Annotated in this window: 12 protein-coding genes and 1 riboswitch; of the genes, 7 read left to right on the forward strand and 5 right to left on the reverse strand. The window is 54.2% G+C overall.

Annotated features, from left to right (window positions below; translation table 11 throughout):
- Positions 1 to 480 precede the first annotated feature (480 nt).
- On the reverse strand, positions 481 to 765 hold the full coding sequence (locus JQC72_RS12550; RefSeq protein ID WP_205496158.1) for a hypothetical protein: 285 nt from the start codon (positions 763 to 765) through the stop codon (positions 481 to 483).
- A gap of 148 nt (positions 766 to 913) precedes the next feature.
- Here JQC72_RS12550 and JQC72_RS12555 point away from each other — a divergent pair, with 148 nt between their 5' ends.
- The 3 genes from JQC72_RS12555 to JQC72_RS12565 all read left to right on the forward strand — a co-directional run bounded on the left by JQC72_RS12555 (position 914) and on the right by JQC72_RS12565 (position 5,235).
- Positions 914 to 1,696 carry an aldo/keto reductase gene (locus JQC72_RS12555; RefSeq protein WP_205496485.1) on the forward strand — a complete coding sequence of 261 codons (783 nt, stop codon included), beginning with the start codon at positions 914 to 916 and terminating at the stop codon, positions 1,694 to 1,696.
- 797 nt (positions 1,697 to 2,493) lie between these two features.
- Entirely contained in the window at positions 2,494 to 4,005 is a 1,512-nt protein-coding gene (locus JQC72_RS12560) for an FAD/NAD(P)-binding protein (RefSeq protein ID WP_205496159.1), read from the forward strand.
- A gap of 15 nt (positions 4,006 to 4,020) precedes the next feature.
- Positions 4,021 to 5,235: a multidrug effflux MFS transporter gene (locus JQC72_RS12565; RefSeq protein ID WP_205496160.1), complete on the forward strand. Its 1,215-nt coding sequence runs from the start codon at positions 4,021 to 4,023 to the stop codon at positions 5,233 to 5,235.
- Here JQC72_RS12565 and JQC72_RS12570 read toward each other — a convergent pair.
- Positions 5,184 to 5,918, reverse strand: coding sequence for a hypothetical protein (locus tag JQC72_RS12570; RefSeq protein WP_205496161.1), 735 nt, complete (start codon positions 5,916 to 5,918; stop codon positions 5,184 to 5,186). The two genes, JQC72_RS12565 and JQC72_RS12570, sit on opposite strands and share 52 nt — an antisense overlap.
- Positions 5,919 to 6,074: 156 nt before the next feature.
- On the opposite strand from JQC72_RS12570, the gene JQC72_RS12575 reads away from it, so the two are divergent.
- Positions 6,075 to 6,395 carry a hypothetical protein gene (locus JQC72_RS12575; protein ID WP_205496162.1) on the forward strand — a complete coding sequence of 107 codons (321 nt, stop codon included), beginning with the start codon at positions 6,075 to 6,077 and terminating at the stop codon, positions 6,393 to 6,395.
- Positions 6,396 to 6,584: 189 nt separating this feature from the next.
- Here JQC72_RS12575 and JQC72_RS12580 read toward each other — a convergent pair whose 3' ends face one another.
- The 3 genes from JQC72_RS12580 to JQC72_RS12590 all read right to left on the reverse strand — a co-directional run bounded on the left by JQC72_RS12580 (position 6,585) and on the right by JQC72_RS12590 (position 9,344).
- Positions 6,585 to 7,220 carry an ABC transporter permease gene (locus JQC72_RS12580; RefSeq protein WP_205496163.1) on the reverse strand — a complete coding sequence of 212 codons (636 nt, stop codon included), beginning with the start codon at positions 7,218 to 7,220 and terminating at the stop codon, positions 6,585 to 6,587.
- Positions 7,217 to 8,356 (reverse strand): betaine/proline/choline family ABC transporter ATP-binding protein, encoded by a 1,140-nt coding sequence (locus tag JQC72_RS12585; protein WP_205496164.1) that lies wholly within the window; start codon positions 8,354 to 8,356, stop codon positions 7,217 to 7,219. The genes JQC72_RS12580 and JQC72_RS12585 overlap by 4 nt, the downstream gene beginning before the upstream one ends.
- A 79-nt stretch (positions 8,357 to 8,435) precedes the next feature.
- A complete protein-coding gene (locus JQC72_RS12590; RefSeq protein WP_205496166.1) occupies positions 8,436 to 9,344 on the reverse strand; it encodes a glycine betaine ABC transporter substrate-binding protein in 909 nt (302 codons plus the stop codon).
- 197 nt (positions 9,345 to 9,541) lie between these two features.
- On the opposite strand from JQC72_RS12590, the gene JQC72_RS12595 reads away from it, so the two are divergent.
- The 3 genes from JQC72_RS12595 (at position 9,542) to metH (ending at position 14,896) form a co-directional block, all read left to right on the forward strand.
- Positions 9,542 to 10,267: a DsbA family protein gene (locus JQC72_RS12595; RefSeq protein ID WP_205496168.1), complete on the forward strand. Its 726-nt coding sequence runs from the start codon at positions 9,542 to 9,544 to the stop codon at positions 10,265 to 10,267.
- Between the two features lie 9 nt (positions 10,268 to 10,276).
- Positions 10,277 to 10,729 carry a disulfide oxidoreductase gene (locus tag JQC72_RS12600; RefSeq protein WP_205496487.1) on the forward strand — a complete coding sequence of 151 codons (453 nt, stop codon included), beginning with the start codon at positions 10,277 to 10,279 and terminating at the stop codon, positions 10,727 to 10,729.
- 522 nt (positions 10,730 to 11,251) lie between these two features.
- Positions 11,252 to 11,367, forward strand: a riboswitch (SAM riboswitch).
- Positions 11,368 to 11,449: 82 nt separating this feature from the next.
- Positions 11,450 to 14,896, forward strand: coding sequence for a methionine synthase (gene metH, locus JQC72_RS12605; RefSeq protein ID WP_302104832.1), 3,447 nt, complete (start codon positions 11,450 to 11,452; stop codon positions 14,894 to 14,896).
- Positions 14,897 to 14,907 lie beyond the last annotated feature (11 nt).

Below are 14,907 nucleotides of genomic sequence, written 5' to 3' on the forward strand. Positions count from 1 at the left end.
GTCGTAATGATTCAATCGGGCAGGCACAATTTTAGTTGGGAAAGTGTGGAGTGAACGGGACAAGACAAATCCGTTAATTCATTCATGTGGAGAGAACCATTTTGTGATCAATCAATCTTGGACCTGTGGGAAACCTGTATAATTGTCAAAGATGCAACTCCGCCAGGACGATCCTACAAAAGGATCATGATACACACAATGACCTCTTTTTTTGTCCCTAACGGATCATGGGCACAAAACACACGCGGTTGATTCCACTTTTTCAAAGGTATACACTCAGGGTGATCGCGATCGAGTCTTTCGGGCCATGTGTTGTCCGAGCTGGATTGCCTTTTTTGATACCCGTATCACTGGGATCATTCTACCGGGGTGTGTCTGGTCATTTGATCATGTTCCCGGGTGAGCGATTGCCCCGGTTTGGCCGAGCGAAGGCCCGGAAAGAACGCAGGGATGGTTTCGCGGGCAATCCCACCAGGCGTGTCAGGTCATTCCGTAAGGGAGCAATGTTTTCCCAGGCGAGCGACTGACCAAGCCCTGACTGAGCGAAGACACGGGAAGCGCAGGATGGAAATCGCGGGCCATTTCCGCAAAGCGAAGCGTACTTTGCCCGCGACCTGCGCTGACCGGGTCGGAGCGGTCATCATCTGCATCCCTGCAGGGCGCAGGTGGAGTGAGCCGGGAAAGCAATGTGGACAACACCAGACACACTCTAGGCAAAGCGTACTTTGCCTGCCCGTGTCCCGCGCTCGGGATCGGAGTGATCATGATCTTCTTCCTTGCAAGGTGCAGATGAAACGAACCGGGAAAACAATGTGGACTGTATTCACCAGACACGCCCTGATACATCTGGGAGGTGGAGCATTTGTCGATCCAATCGCTTTCTGATGCGGCAATCCTGTACAACGGGGTGAAGATGCCGTGGTTGGGACTGGGCGTCTGGCGGGCGCAAGAAGGCGGGGAAGTGGAGAACGCGGTGAAGACGGCGATTCGGATTGGTTACCGCAGTATTGACACGGCGGCGATGTACGGCAATGAGGCGGGCGTGGGCCGAGCCGTCCGGGAGTCGGGTGTGCGGCGCGAGGAGTTGTTTATCACCACCAAGGTGTGGAACACCGATCAAGGGTATGATTCGACATTGGCCGCGTTTGAGGCCAGCCTCCAGCGGCTGGGGATAGACTACGTCGATCTCTACCTGATTCACTGGCCGGTGGCGGGCAAGTACAAGGAGACGTGGAAAGCGCTGGAGAAGATTTACCGTGATGGGCGCGCACGGGCGATTGGGGTGAGCAACTTCCAAGTTCACCATTTGGAGGATTTGATGGCGGATGCCGAGATCAAGCCAATGGTCAATCAGGTGGAGTTTCATCCGTATCTGACCCAGGTGGAACTGCGCGAATACTGTTCTCAACACGGCATTCAGGTGGAAGCATGGCGTCCGCTGATGAAGGGCGAAGTGGCCAATGTGCCGGAAATCCGCGAGTTGGCCGTCAAATACGGCAAGACACCTGCGCAGATCGTACTTCGTTGGAACCTGCAACACGGGGTGGTCACGATTCCTAAGTCGGTAAGTGAGTCCCGCATCCGTGAAAACGCGAATCTGTTTGATTTTGAACTGTCCCAGGAGGACATGGCCAAGCTGGATGGACTGAACCGGAATCAACGCTTCGGTCCCGACCCGGACAATTTTGATTTCTAGAGCGTGTGAGGTAAATCCGTGAGAGATAAAGCTTTCCCGGGTGAGCGATTGCCCCGGTTTGGCCGAGAAAGGCCCGGAAAGAACGCATGGATGGTTTCGCGGGCAATCCCACTAGGCGTGTCTGGTCATTCCGTAAGGGAGTAATGTTTTCCCAGACGAGCGACTGACCAAGCCCTGACTGAGCGAAGACTCGGAAGCGCAGGATGGAAATCGCGGGCCATTTCCTCAAAGCGAAGCGTACTTTGCCCGCAACCTGCGCTGACCGGGTCGGAGCGGTCATCATCTGCATCCCTGCAGGGCGCAGGTGGAACGAACCGGGAAAGCACCGTGAACAACACCAGACACACTCTAGGCAAAGCGTACTTTTCCTGCCCGCATCCTGCGCTCCGGATCGGCCATGATCGACTTTCTGAGAGGGTGCAGGTGGAGCGAACCGGGAAAGCGATAGGGGAAATGTTGATCAGCCCATGCATGCACTGGGTTATCCCAGACGGGGTTGGTTGGGCGAGCCGTTGGCCTGATCTGGAGCCAACGGCGTTTTATTTTTGATTGAAAATTGATATTTCCCTGTGTTGTGTAATGCAAATATCAAAATGTAAAAATCATACCGACCAGGCGCGGTTTTGATAGCGTTTACAATCATTGCAACCCATCAGGTGTAAAGGTTTTTGTATGATTCGTTTATGTTTTATTAAAGGGGTTGATTGTCGTCTGGGGATGATTTACAAACAGAATGTGGATGGAATGGTCTTCCATCTCAGACGGAAAGAAACAATCGAATCGTGGAGGAGAGAACCGTGGGAGAAAATCGGTTTGGTGTTTCCATCGGGGTGGTGGGTGGCGGTGCCGCCTGCGTTTCATTGGTTCATTACCTGGTGGACAAAGGGGTTCCCGGTTCATTTGATGTGACCGTTTTTGAAGCAAACCGACCTGTCGGCCCCGGACTGGCGTACCAGCAGGATACCGATATATTGCGGATGAACCGGATGGCTCGGACCATGTCCGTTTTGGCGGAAGATCCGGAGCATTTCTGGAAGTGGTTGTCTTCCCACCCGTATTATGCCCCGTTGTATGAGGGAACAGACGATTACCTGCCGCGCAGTTTATTCGGCGCCTATTTGCAAGACGTATTTGAACAAACCCGTCGGGTGGGGCTGAAAAAGTCCATATCTGTGGAAGTGGTCAAAAAGGAAGTCATTCACCTGTACAAACGGGATCGGTACCGCTTGATGACCCGTGACGGGGAAACCCATGAGTTTGACATTGTTATCCTCTGCATCGGCCATCCCTCGTCCATTGATCATTTCAATCTTCGCGGAAACGATCGTTATGTGCATCACCCCTATCCGTTGTCCCCTGCAATCTCCGTAATCTTCCGAAATGACCGTGTAGCCGTTCTGGGTTCCAGCTTGACGGCCGTGGACGTTGCCATCGCTTTGCAAAAACAGGGTCATGCCGGCGAAATCCATCTGCTGTCGCGAACGGGCGAGCTGCCTTCCGTCAGAAGTGAATTTGCGCCTTGTCAGTTGAGATATCTGACACGGGAAGCCATGGTCGGTATCCTTCAAAAACGGGGTGTTATCCGATTGCGGGATATCATCCGTCTCTTTCGCAGGGAGCTTCGTCCATACGGGGAAGATTGGCGCGATGTACTTTTTCCGCACTCCCGGAAACGCTCCCCGGTAGAATGGTTGAAACGGGAATTGGATGCCGCCCGGAACAAGCGGAGATGGCAATCGGTATTGGCGGCAGCCAATGAGATCATCGAGGAGTTTTGGCTGTATCTGGATGAGGCGGACAAAAACCGGTTCATGCGGGATTATCACCGGTTGTTCATGGCGCGCAGGAACCCCATGCCTGTTCGGAATGCGGTAAAAATCCACCAAATGATGCAACAGCGTCAGCTGACCGTCAAAGGCGGGTTGAAACACATGGACGCATTGAGTGACGGCACTTTTTTCGCCCAGTTCGACGGGGGAGAGATCAAGCGGTACGACTGGGTGATCAATGCGACCGGTTCAAGCCGAAATCTGGAGCTGGCCAGTTGTTCCGGTTTGTTGTTGTCCTTGCTGCACAACGGCTATGCCCGCCGGCATGCTCACGGCGGGATCGACGTCGATTTCCAAACGGGGGCCGTCGTGGATCAGCAAGGGCGGGCGGATCTTCGACTGCGGGCCGTGGGACACATCACATGCGGCACTTACTACTATACCGGTTCGCTTGAGCTGATCGCCAAACGGGCGGAGCAGATGGCGGCGGAAATTGTCGATCTGTTGGCGCGCTCGGGAAAAATCGCAGAACTCGTGTAGGAAAGGGAAAACATCATGAACCGAACGAAAACTCGTCCCCAACCGCTGATGTTGATGTTGTTGATCGCGCTGGTTTGTCTGCCCCAGGCGTCAATCGGTTTGTATACGCCGTCGTTGCCCAAGATGACGGCTTTCTTTCATACGACCCAGTCTCAGGTTCAGCTGACGATCAGCCTGTACGCCGTGGGTTACGCCGTTTCGGTGCTGGTCTGCGGCATCTTGTCGGACCGATTCGGGAGAAAGCCGATTCTGATCGTCGGCATGACGATGTATACGGTGGCCACGGGCGTGGCGCTGTTTGCCCAATCGATCGTGACCTTGATCGTCTGCCGATTTTTCCAGGCGCTCGGTGGCTGTTGCGGTACGGTGATCGCTCGCCTGATCACCAAGGATGTGTACCAAGATCATGACCAGATCCGCGTGCTGACCTGCCTGTCGACGGCAATTGCCGTGACACCCGCGGTTGCCCCGGTGGTGGGGGGAGCGTTGGAAACTTTGTACGGTTGGCATCTCTCCTTCGCTGTGTTGTTGGTTCTCTCCGTCTGTATGTTGGTCGTGATGTGCTTCGGTTTTTCGGAGACACATTTGAATCGTAACCATCAGATCAACCTGCGAACCGTTTTTCGATCCTACGGTTATCTCCTGACCAACCGTTACTTTTTGGCATACTGTTTGGCCCTCAGTCTGGCTTGGTGCGCCTATTTTTCTTTTATCAGCTATTCCCCGCATGTTTTGCAGCATTTGTTGGGGGTAAGCCCTGTTTTTTACGGTGTGTGCTTTGCTTTGGTGGTTGTCGGCTATATCACCGGTACCACGTTGACCCGAAAATTGTCGGGAAAATGGGGACTGGACAGGATGATTCTGTATGGCAGCATTTTGAGCGTGGTTGCTTCCCTGTTTCTGTTCGTGGTCAACACCTTTGTCGGATTGTCTGTCGCCGGCATTGTGCTGCCCATGATGGTGGTGATGATCGGGGTGGGGGCGATTTTTCCGGCTTGCCATGCAGCCGTCATGCGACCGTTTCCTGCGATTGTCGGTACGGCATCCGGTTTGTTTTTTTTCATACAGATGATCTCCGGTGCTTTGTGCAGTTTCATCGTGGATCAATTTGAAGGTCGAACCCAGTTGCCCATGGTATCGGCGATTTTGCTCTCCAGCTGTTTGTTGTTTGTCAGTTTTTATTGGTTGGGTTGGAGAAAACAGGATTCGGAGGTTCGTACGGCCGCATGAAAACGCTCCACGGCATCGCAGTGGAAGTTTGATGTGGAAAAAAGGCCCGGTTCCCTGTCTGGGAGCCGGGGTATTTTTGTACGGTATTTTGGAGGGACAGAAGGAGCAACGATCGACCAAGCTGACAAGCTGATTTTTTCTTTGGAGAGGAAAATCGTTTTTGACATTCCGCTTGCGTCCCTGGAAAGCGGACGTACGGGAGGGACCGGTTCGTCCCAGCCCGATTTGACTTCAGCGTTCGTCACGGTAAAAAAGATCAGCTCCAGATCTCCCCATCGCTCGAATTCATTTTGTCGGGATAACGCTTGAATCACCATTTTATACTGTCCGGGTTCCAGTTCGCTGAAGTTGTGTTGAAACCGCTTCGTTTCTCCTTTGGTCAGCTTCCCTTTGAATAATGGTGTTTTCTCCCATTCTTCCATCGTTGCATCAACCGGATTACGCAGTCGGTTCAATTGATAAGTGAGCGTTACATCCTTGTCTGTTTGTTTGGTTAGCAAGAGGTTGACCGTCACGGTACCGGCGGCTTTCTTGTTATGTACTTTGACATTTTCCAATTTTGCCGTTATGCGGATGTTCTCCGGAGGATGGGGGTGAATTTCCCGTGGAGATCCTGCGAGAAATGCAAGTCCGTATATCAACGGAATCATGATGGAAAAAAGAATGATCATCAACTTTTTCATATGATTCCTCCTGTAAATGTCAAATCCGCTCTTTTCCGTCATGATAAAGTGGTTCAAATCCATTGTAAATCATCAGCTCATTTTCACCGGCTCTTTCCTCGAAAAACAGGAAGTGGGAACCTGTGGGTGGAAATATATTGAAAGAAGAGGATCAAGGTGAAAGGGAGCGGAGATGTGCCGATGAACAAGCGCGATTGGTTGGCCGTTTTCTGCGGATCGGCGATGTTCATGCTGATCATTGCAGGGATATTTCTTTTGGTGATCGGGTTGGTTCCTGCGTTGGTCCTGCATGAGCAGACGGTGGCAGGCGGTATGAAGGAAGCATCCGAGGATATGGTGCAGTTGTTGTGGAATTCACCGGGAAGCGTCGTCTGGCAGATCGGCACTTTGCACGTGGTAATCGGGGTCGTGGGTTTATGGTGGGTTCGCCGGGTCCTGGGTGTTGATCGGCAGCAGGACAGGGACCAGAAGATGTGAACGGAAGTACATGCGATGGGTTCGATCACCACATGGGGAACCAAGATCGGAAAGCCACGGGTTATGTTGGGCGGTCGGTCAGGCTGAAAAGGAAGAAAGGAAATCCCCCGAACATGATGTCCGGGGGACGAGACATCAAACCCGCGGAATTTGTCAAAACGACTTGAGGACGTTTTCCGGTTTTCCCTGTCAGCTCTGCGTGCCATGGGGAGTCACTTTTCGCTCCAGCAAACGGAACATCAGATCGAATGCCATGGCCAACAATGCGGCGGGAATGGCGCCGGCCAAGATGAGATTGTTGTCATTCATGCTCATGCCACGGACGATCAGATCACCCAATCCACCGCCGCCGATAAAGGCGGCCAGTGCTGCCAAGCCGACGGTGAATACGGATGCGGTGCGGATTCCGGCCATGATAATCGGGAGCGAAAGCGGTAATTCCACCATCCACAGGATCTGCCGGGAGGTCATGCCCATCCCTTTGCCCGCATCGATGACGGAGCGATCGACTCCGAGGATGCCGGTGTAGGTGTTCCGGATGATGGGCAGGAGCGCGTACAGGGTCAAGGCGACGATGGCCGGAGTTTTTCCGATCCCGAACAACGGAAGCATGAAGGCCAGCAGCGCAAGACCCGGAACCGTCTGAATCAGTGCGGCCAACCCGATAATCGGTTCCGCGATCCACCGGTAGCGGGTAAGGATGATACCCAGCGGTACCGCAACCAGGATGGCGATCAGCATCGCCACACCGGACAGGTAAAGATGATCAATGAAGGCCACCCAGATGTCCGTTTTCCGACTGATGATCGTTTCCCACAGGCTCATGTTGTCACGCTCCCTTCCGATTGATGATGTGTCCAGTCGGCCAGTCCGCGCATCATACTGCTGCGGGTGACGACGCCGATCAGCCGTTTCCCCTCCACTACGGGTATGGCGTTTTGTTTACCGTCCCGGAACACTTCGGCCACCTCGTTCACCGGGGTGTCGATCGTGAGGATGGGAATCTCCGTTTCCATGATGTCTGCTACCGTGCAATCTTCCTGTTCGTAGTGCTGATCCACCCGTTCCAGGGTGACGCTGCCCAGCAGTTGTCGTTGGTTGTCAATGACGAACAAGCTGTCCACTTTTTTCTCTTTCATGATGCGGAACGCTTCGGCCAATCCCCGTTTGGGCGAAACGGTAACCGGAGACTGATGCATCAGGTCCCGTGCCGTCGGAACGACCGACCCTCCGTTCAACCGTTCCTCACCGATAAATCCGCGTACGAAGTCGTTGGCCGGTCGACGCAGGATGCGGTCGGGGCTGTCCACTTGCACCAGCTTGCCGTTATTCATGATGGCGATCCGACTGGCGATCCGGATCGCTTCGTCCATGTCGTGGGTGACGAACACGATGGTTTTGCGGATCGACTCCTGCAGGTTCACCAATTCCTCCTGCAATTGTTCCCGACTGATCGGGTCGAGCGCGCTGAACGGCTCATCCATCAGGATAATGTCCGGCTCACCCGCCAGTGCCCGGATGACGCCGACGCGTTGTTGTTGCCCCCCGCTCAGCTCCGACGGGTACCGGTCCTTGTATGTTTCAGGGTCCAGACCGACCAAGTCCAGCAATTCGTTTACCCGTTTTTCGTAACGATCGGGATGCCATTTTTTCAGCTTGGGCACCAAGGCGATATTTTCTTCGATGGTCATGTGGGGAAACAGGCCGATCTCTTGGATCACGTACCCGATATTGCGTCTGAGTTCAACCGGGTCGATCCGGGAGATGTCCTCCCCGTCGATCGTGATCGTACCGCTCGTCGGTTCGATCAGCCGGTTGATCATGCGCATGGTCGTCGTTTTCCCGCATCCGCTGGGGCCAATCAGGACGAGTAATTCCCCTTTTTGGATTTCCAGATTCAGATTGTCGATGGCAACCGTTCCATCCTTGTATCGTTTGCTTACATGTTCAAAACGAATCATGTTTTCCTCTCCTTTCCAATTCCCTCTCCTTTCCAGGCGATTCGCACCGTCATCCCCATTTCAGCGGATGCCTGTACGATCAACGGGGAATCAGTCCCTTGGATTTCAGAAAATCCCGTGCCGCCTCCTGCGGCGTTTTTCGTTTGCTGTTCACTTCGTCGTTCATTTTCATCATGTCGGGAATGGTGATTTTGCCGGCCAAGCCGTTCAATGTTTTTTCCAGGCCCGGGTTGGCGCGCAACACTGCTTGACGCACTACCGGCGCCGCGTCGTAAGGAGGAAAATATTTCATGTCGTCCTCGAGAATCTTCAAGTTCATCTGCTTGATCCGCGGATCGGTGGTGAAAGCGGTGATCACGTCGACATTCCCGTTGGCAACCGCTTTGTACATCAGATCCTCATTCAGCGTCACCTTTTTGCCGAAGGACAGACCGTACATTTTGGTCATACCGTCATACCCGTCTTTGCGCTCGAAAAAAGTGGCCGGTGCACCGAAGGAGAGTTGGGGGGCCAACCGTTTCAGGTCGCTTACTTTGGTGATGTGCAGTTGTTTTGCTTTGTCCGCCCGCAGCGCCAAGGCATACGTGTTGTAAAAGCCCAACGGTTTCAGCCAGATGCTGCCGAATTGGGTTTCGTAACCTGATTTGGTTTGCCGGTAGATATACTGGGGAGTCATTCCCGGCTTGTAAGGCTTTTTGAGGATCGCCTGGTAGCCAGTGCCGGTATACTCTACAATCGCGTCGATTTCCCCTTGCTTGAGGGCTTGGACCAGGATCGCTTCCGTGCCCAAACCTTCGCGTACTTGTACGTTCATATCGGTGTGGGCTTTCAAATATTCGCCCAAGATGTGGGCCAAGATCCATTGCTCCGTCCAGTTTTTCCCCGAGATGACGATTTCGCCGGGTTCGGCGGTCTTCCCGTCCTTGCAGGCGGTGAGACTGATCAACAGAATGAGACAAATGGATAACAGCCAACTTCTTTTGAACATCCAATCCCCTCCATAGATACTACCTTTCAAAACGTTCCCTTTATCCGACGGGGATAAACGGCTTTTTTTCAACTATGCTTGTAAATTTTTTCCGAACAAGCGAAAAGATGCTTTTCATAAGTCCTCATTTTTCTTGTTTTATGCGATAATAGAAAGCAAATCCGACTGGAACGGATCACATGGGAAGGAGAACTTTGATGGGGAAAAAGAACCGAACGAAGAAAAAGCAGACCGTGTCATATCAGGCAAAAAGGAAGAAAAAGGACATGCGGATGTTGACGATGGTAACGGTGGGACTGGTTGTGCTGATATTGGCCATCTTCGGCATTGCGCAACTGGCCGCTGACGGTCAAAAAGAGGAGATCAACCGGTTGGCGCAGGGTCAACCCGTCCTGGGCGATCCGAAAGCACCGGTGACACTGATCGAGTTCGGGGATTTCAAGTGCCCGGTGTGCAAACGGTTTGAGGAGACCGTCTTTCCTTTGCTGAAAAAGGAATATATCGACACCGGCAAGGTAAAAATGGCCTTTCTCAACATGCAGTTCATCGGGCCGGATTCCGTGACGGCCGGCATTGCGGGTGAGTCGATTTACCGTCAAAATCCACAGGCGTTCTGGCAGTTCTATGACGCGATCTACCGGAATCAACAGGACGAATATGTCATCTGGGCCACGCCGGAGTTTCTGGTGCAATTGGCCAAGCAGCACGTTTCCGGTATTGACGTGAAACGTCTGGAACAGGACATCCGCACCCGGAAATACGAGGCCGATGTACAGCGGGATATGGACAGCGGAAAGAAACTGGGCATCAATTCGGTTCCGACGATCTACGTCAACGGGAAAAAAGTGGACAATCCGCTGGACTACAATCAATTGAAACAAGCGTTGGATCAAGCGCTTCAGGAATCGGGCAAGAAAGGATAATCCGGTATGATGGGGTGGATTCGGCAATACGGAATGTATTTCGCATGGGTGGTGTCATTGGTTGCGACGGGGGGCAGTTTGTATTTCAGCGAGATCGCGATGTTTGAACCGTGCAAGTTGTGCTGGTTCCAGCGGATTTTTATGTATCCGTTGACGGTGTTGCTGGGAATCGCCAGTTATCGGGATGACCGGGGGATCATTTCCTACACGCTTCCGCTCAGTGTGATCGGCGGTTCCATTTCGCTTTATCATTATCTGCTGCAAAAGGTACCGGCGATGAAGTCGTTCACTCCCTGCACGCGCGGGGTGCCGTGCACGGGCGAATACATCAACTGGTTCGGATTTGTCACCATTCCCTTTTTGGCACTGACGGCGTTTGTATTGATCACTTGGTTCCTGATGGCGGCCCGGAAGGGAGCAACGGACGAGGCTGTTGAAACGGTGACGGAACGGGATGCATAACGGTTGCGATCGGTTGACCGTTGCTCAGGCGGTGGCAACGATCTGCCGGCGGCAGAACGGGACGAAGGAGCGTGTGGGCACCTGAGAAGTAAAAACGGGCGGCCCGGTCGGACAAACACGGAGAAAAGTTTCTTTCAAAGCGCATATAGTATGGTGAAAGAGAGGATGGAGGAGGGTGTGTCTGGTTAGTCAGGGAGGCATCCTTTCCGGGTTGACGGCAGAACGAAGCGTCGGAGGAACCCCATTGCGAGCATCCCTGAGCGAAGCGCACTTGGCTTGGTTCTTTCGCCCAACGGTTCGAAGCGGACATGATCCGTTTTTCGGGAGGTTCTGGGGAGAAAGCCGGGAAAACAATGCGGACCATATGGACCAGACACGCTCGAGTCGGAGCGGGAGGAAAAAGGTTCACCCGAATCAAAGATCTGAAATCAATTGACAGGTGCCCCGTTCTTTTTGTATATTTATCTCCAAATCCTTTTCGTTCGTCTGTTCCGAAAAAATCACATAATCCGATTAGCGGAACTCTTATCCAGAGTGGCGGAGGGACTGGCCCGATGAAGCCCGGCAACCTATTTGAGAGGGATTGCCTTTCAAATGTGGTGCCAATTCCTGCAGAGGGTATCTCTGGGAGATGAGAGTTTGCGCGTTTACGACGCCAACCTTTCATCCGATCAGAGATGAAAGGTTTTTTATTTGATGGAAGGAAAGAGGATGATGGCCATGGGTATTCAACCGTTGGCAGAACGGATGAGAGAAAAAATCCTGATTCTGGACGGCGCGATGGGAACGATGCTGCAAAATGCCCGTTTGACGGCGGAGGATTTTGGTGGTGAAGAGTATGAGGGATGTAACGAAATACTCAACCTGACACGCCCCGACCTGATCCAATCCATTCATGAAGCGTATCTGGAAGCGGGAGCAGACATTGTGGAGACCAACACGTTCGGTGCCACGTCGGTGGTGCTGGCCGAGTACGGACTGGAAAACCGTGTGGAAGAGATCAACCGCGCAGCGGTGGCCTGCGCCCGCAAAGCCGTTGACAAATGGAAGCGGGACGGTTCTCCCCGGTATGTGGCCGGGGCGATGGGACCGACAACCAAGACGCTCTCGGTGACGGGCGGTGTCACGTTCGACCAACTGGTGGATGCGTATTACGAACAGGCGCGTGCACTGTTGTTGGGCGGCGTGGATGCGTTGCTGCTGGAGACATCCCAGGACACGCTGAATGTGAAAGCGGGCGGAATCGGAATCCGGCGGGCATTTGCGGAGTTGGGAACCGAAGTGCCGATTCTGATTTCCGGCACGATCGAACCGATGGGCACGATGTTGGCCGGGCAAAATGTGGAGGCCTTTTACGTGTCCATCTCCCATCTCCGCCCCTTGTCCGTGGGGTTGAACTGTGCGACCGGCCCGGAATTTATGCGTGACCACTTGCGGACGCTGGCTTCGATGGCCGGTTGTGGGGTAAGCTGTTATCCCAACGCCGGTCTTCCGGACGAAGAGGGAAGGTATCATGAAACGCCGGAGGGACTGGCCGCCAAGTTGGCTGCCTTTGCCGAAGCCGGGTGGCTCAATATGGCGGGCGGATGTTGCGGTACGACACCGGATCACATCCGTGCGCTGGCGGAGGCGCTGAAGGACAAACGCCCCCGTCCCGTACCGGAACGGCGCATCCCGGCGGTATCCGGCATCGAACCCGTTTATGTGGAAGCGGACAATCGACCGATTCTCGTCGGTGAGCGGACCAACGTGATCGGGTCGCGCAAATTCCGAAACCTGATCCAGGAAGGGGAATATGAAGCCGCTGCGGAAATCGCCCGAAAACAGGTGAAAAACGGCGCTCAGGTGATTGACGTGTGCCTGGCTGATCCCGACAGGGACGAACTGGAGGATATGCGGCGGTTTTTGACCTATGCCGTCAAGGTGATCAAAGCGCCGCTGATGATCGACTCCACATCGCCCGAGGTAATGGAGGAGGCGTTGAAGTTTTCGCAGGGCAAAGCCATTCTCAATTCGATCAACCTGGAAGACGGGGAAGAGCGCTTTGAAAGGGTGGTGCCCCTGATTCACCGCTACGGCGCGGCGGTCGTCGTGGGCACGATCGACGAACGGGGCATGGCCGTCGACCGCGAACGGAAGTGGGAGGTGGCTGAACGCTCCTACCGCTTGTTGACGGAAAAGTACGGCATTCCGGAAGAGGACATCATTTTCGACCCGCTGGTTTTCCCCGTCGGGACGGGTGATGAAGCGTACATCGGATCGGCCAAGGAAACCGTGGAGGGCATTCGTCTCATCAAGGAACGTTTGCCGCGTTGCCAGACGATCCTGGGCATCTCCAACGTGTCGTTCGGATTGCCGCCGGCGGGACGGGAAGTGTTAAACGCCGTCTTTTTGTATCACTGTACCAAGACGGGATTGGACTACGCCATCGTCAATACCGAAAAACTGGAGCGTTATGCGTCCATCCCGCAGGAAGAAGTCCGTTTGGCGGAGCGGTTGCTGTTTGAGACCAACCATGAAAACTATGAGGCAGTGTTGGCCGAGTTTGTCCAGTTTTACCGCGCCAAAAAAACGGAGACGAAGTCATCGGGAGAAACGTTGCCGTTGGAAGAGCGGCTGGCGCAATATATCGTGGAGGGAACCAAGGACGGATTGATCGATGATCTCAAGCTGGCGCTGGAGAAGTACAGCCCGCTGGAGATCATCAACGGTCCGCTGATGGCCGGGATGGACGAAGTGGGACGGTTGTTCAACGACAATCAACTGATCGTGGCCGAAGTGCTGCAAAGTGCCGAAGTGATGAAGGCGGCTGTCGCGTTTCTGGAGCCGTTTATGGAGAAAACAGAGTCGAACATCAAAGGCAAGATTCTGTTGGCCACGGTCAAGGGAGATGTGCACGACATCGGCAAAAACCTGGTGGAAATCATCCTGTCCAACAACGGATTTGAAGTGGTCAACCTGGGGATCAAGGTGCCGCCGGAGCAACTGATTGCCGCCTGCCGCAAGGAACAGCCGGACGCCATCGGTTTGTCCGGGCTGTTGGTCAAATCGGCACAACAGATGGTCATTACCGCACAGGATTTGAAAACGGCAGGAATCAACGTTCCCTTGTTGGTGGGAGGGGCTGCTTTGACCCGAAAGTTCACGGAAACCCGTATCCGCCCCGAATACGACGGGCTGGTTCTGTACGCCAAAGATGCGATGGACGGATTGGAATTGGCCAACCGGCTGACTGACCCCGACAAACGGAAACAGTTGGAGCGTCAGTGGCAGGAGCAGCTCACGGCGGCGACCGCTGTGGAGGTTCGACCGAGCGAAGAAACGGTGTCAGAGGCACCGCGACGGTCTGATGTTTCCCGCGAAGCACCGGTATTTATCCCGCCGGATTTCGAACGGCACGTTTTGCGGAACTATCCGCTGTCCCACCTGCGTCCGTACATCAACGAACAGATGCTCTTGGGCAAACATCTGGGACTCAAAGGCAATGTGGAGCAGCTGTTGGCAAGCGGCGACGAAAAAGCGTTGCGGTTGAGGGAAGAGGTGGACCGTCTGCTGGCGGAGGCGCGGGAAAACGGGATTTTGCAGGCGCACGGGATGTATCGGTTTTTCCCCGCACAGGCGGATGGAGATGCCGTGCTCGTGTTTGACCCGAATGACACGAACCGTGTGTTGCAACGGTTTGATTTCCCCCGCCAGAAGAAGCCGCCCTACCTGTGTCTGGCCGATTTCCTGCGGCCGAAAGAGTCCGGCGTGATGGATGTGGTCGGGTTTCTGGTCGTGACGGCGGGCGCGGGTGTCCGGGAGCTGGCCGAGGAGTGGAAGCAACGGGGCGATTATTTCCGTTCCCACCTCCTGCAGGCGACGGCGTTGGAATTGGCGGAGGCGTTTGCGGAGCGGCTGCATCAGGTGATGCGCGACGTGTGGGGATTCCCCGATCCGCCGGAAATGACGATGAAGGAACGCTTCGGCGCCCGTTATCAGGGGATTCGCGTCTCGTTCGGTTATCCCGCGTGTCCCCGTCTGGAAGATCAGGAAAAGTTGTTTGCTTTGATGGAACCGGAGGACATCGGTGTTCACCTGACGGACGGGTGGATGATGGAACCGGAGGCATCAGTGTCCGCGATGGTGTTCGCCCATCCGGAAGCACGATATTTCAATGCGGAATAAGGGGGGAGAAA

It is taken from the genome of Polycladomyces zharkentensis, from assembly GCF_016938855.1.
Taxonomy (GTDB): Bacteria; Bacillota; Bacilli; order Thermoactinomycetales; family JIR-001; genus Polycladomyces; species Polycladomyces zharkentensis.

What these genes read in the sequence shown, in the direction of transcription:
- JQC72_RS12550 (WP_205496158.1), bottom strand. Translation starts at nt 765, where the DNA reads ATGATCACTCCGATCCCGAGCGCGGGACACGGGCAGGCAAAGTACGCT.
- JQC72_RS12555 (WP_205496485.1), top strand. Translation starts at nt 914, where the DNA reads ATGCCGTGGTTGGGACTGGGCGTCTGGCGGGCGCAAGAAGGCGGGGAA.
- JQC72_RS12565 (WP_205496160.1), top strand. Translation starts at nt 4,021, where the DNA reads ATGAACCGAACGAAAACTCGTCCCCAACCGCTGATGTTGATGTTGTTG.
- JQC72_RS12570 (WP_205496161.1), bottom strand. Translation starts at nt 5,918, where the DNA reads ATGAAAAAGTTGATGATCATTCTTTTTTCCATCATGATTCCGTTGATA.
- JQC72_RS12580 (WP_205496163.1), bottom strand. Translation starts at nt 7,220, where the DNA reads ATGAGCCTGTGGGAAACGATCATCAGTCGGAAAACGGACATCTGGGTG.
- JQC72_RS12585 (WP_205496164.1), bottom strand. Translation starts at nt 8,356, where the DNA reads ATGATTCGTTTTGAACATGTAAGCAAACGATACAAGGATGGAACGGTT.
- JQC72_RS12590 (WP_205496166.1), bottom strand. Translation starts at nt 9,344, where the DNA reads ATGTTCAAAAGAAGTTGGCTGTTATCCATTTGTCTCATTCTGTTGATC.
- JQC72_RS12595 (WP_205496168.1), top strand. Translation starts at nt 9,542, where the DNA reads ATGGGGAAAAAGAACCGAACGAAGAAAAAGCAGACCGTGTCATATCAG.
- JQC72_RS12600 (WP_205496487.1), top strand. Translation starts at nt 10,277, where the DNA reads ATGGGGTGGATTCGGCAATACGGAATGTATTTCGCATGGGTGGTGTCA.
- metH (WP_302104832.1), top strand. Translation starts at nt 11,450, where the DNA reads ATGGGTATTCAACCGTTGGCAGAACGGATGAGAGAAAAAATCCTGATT.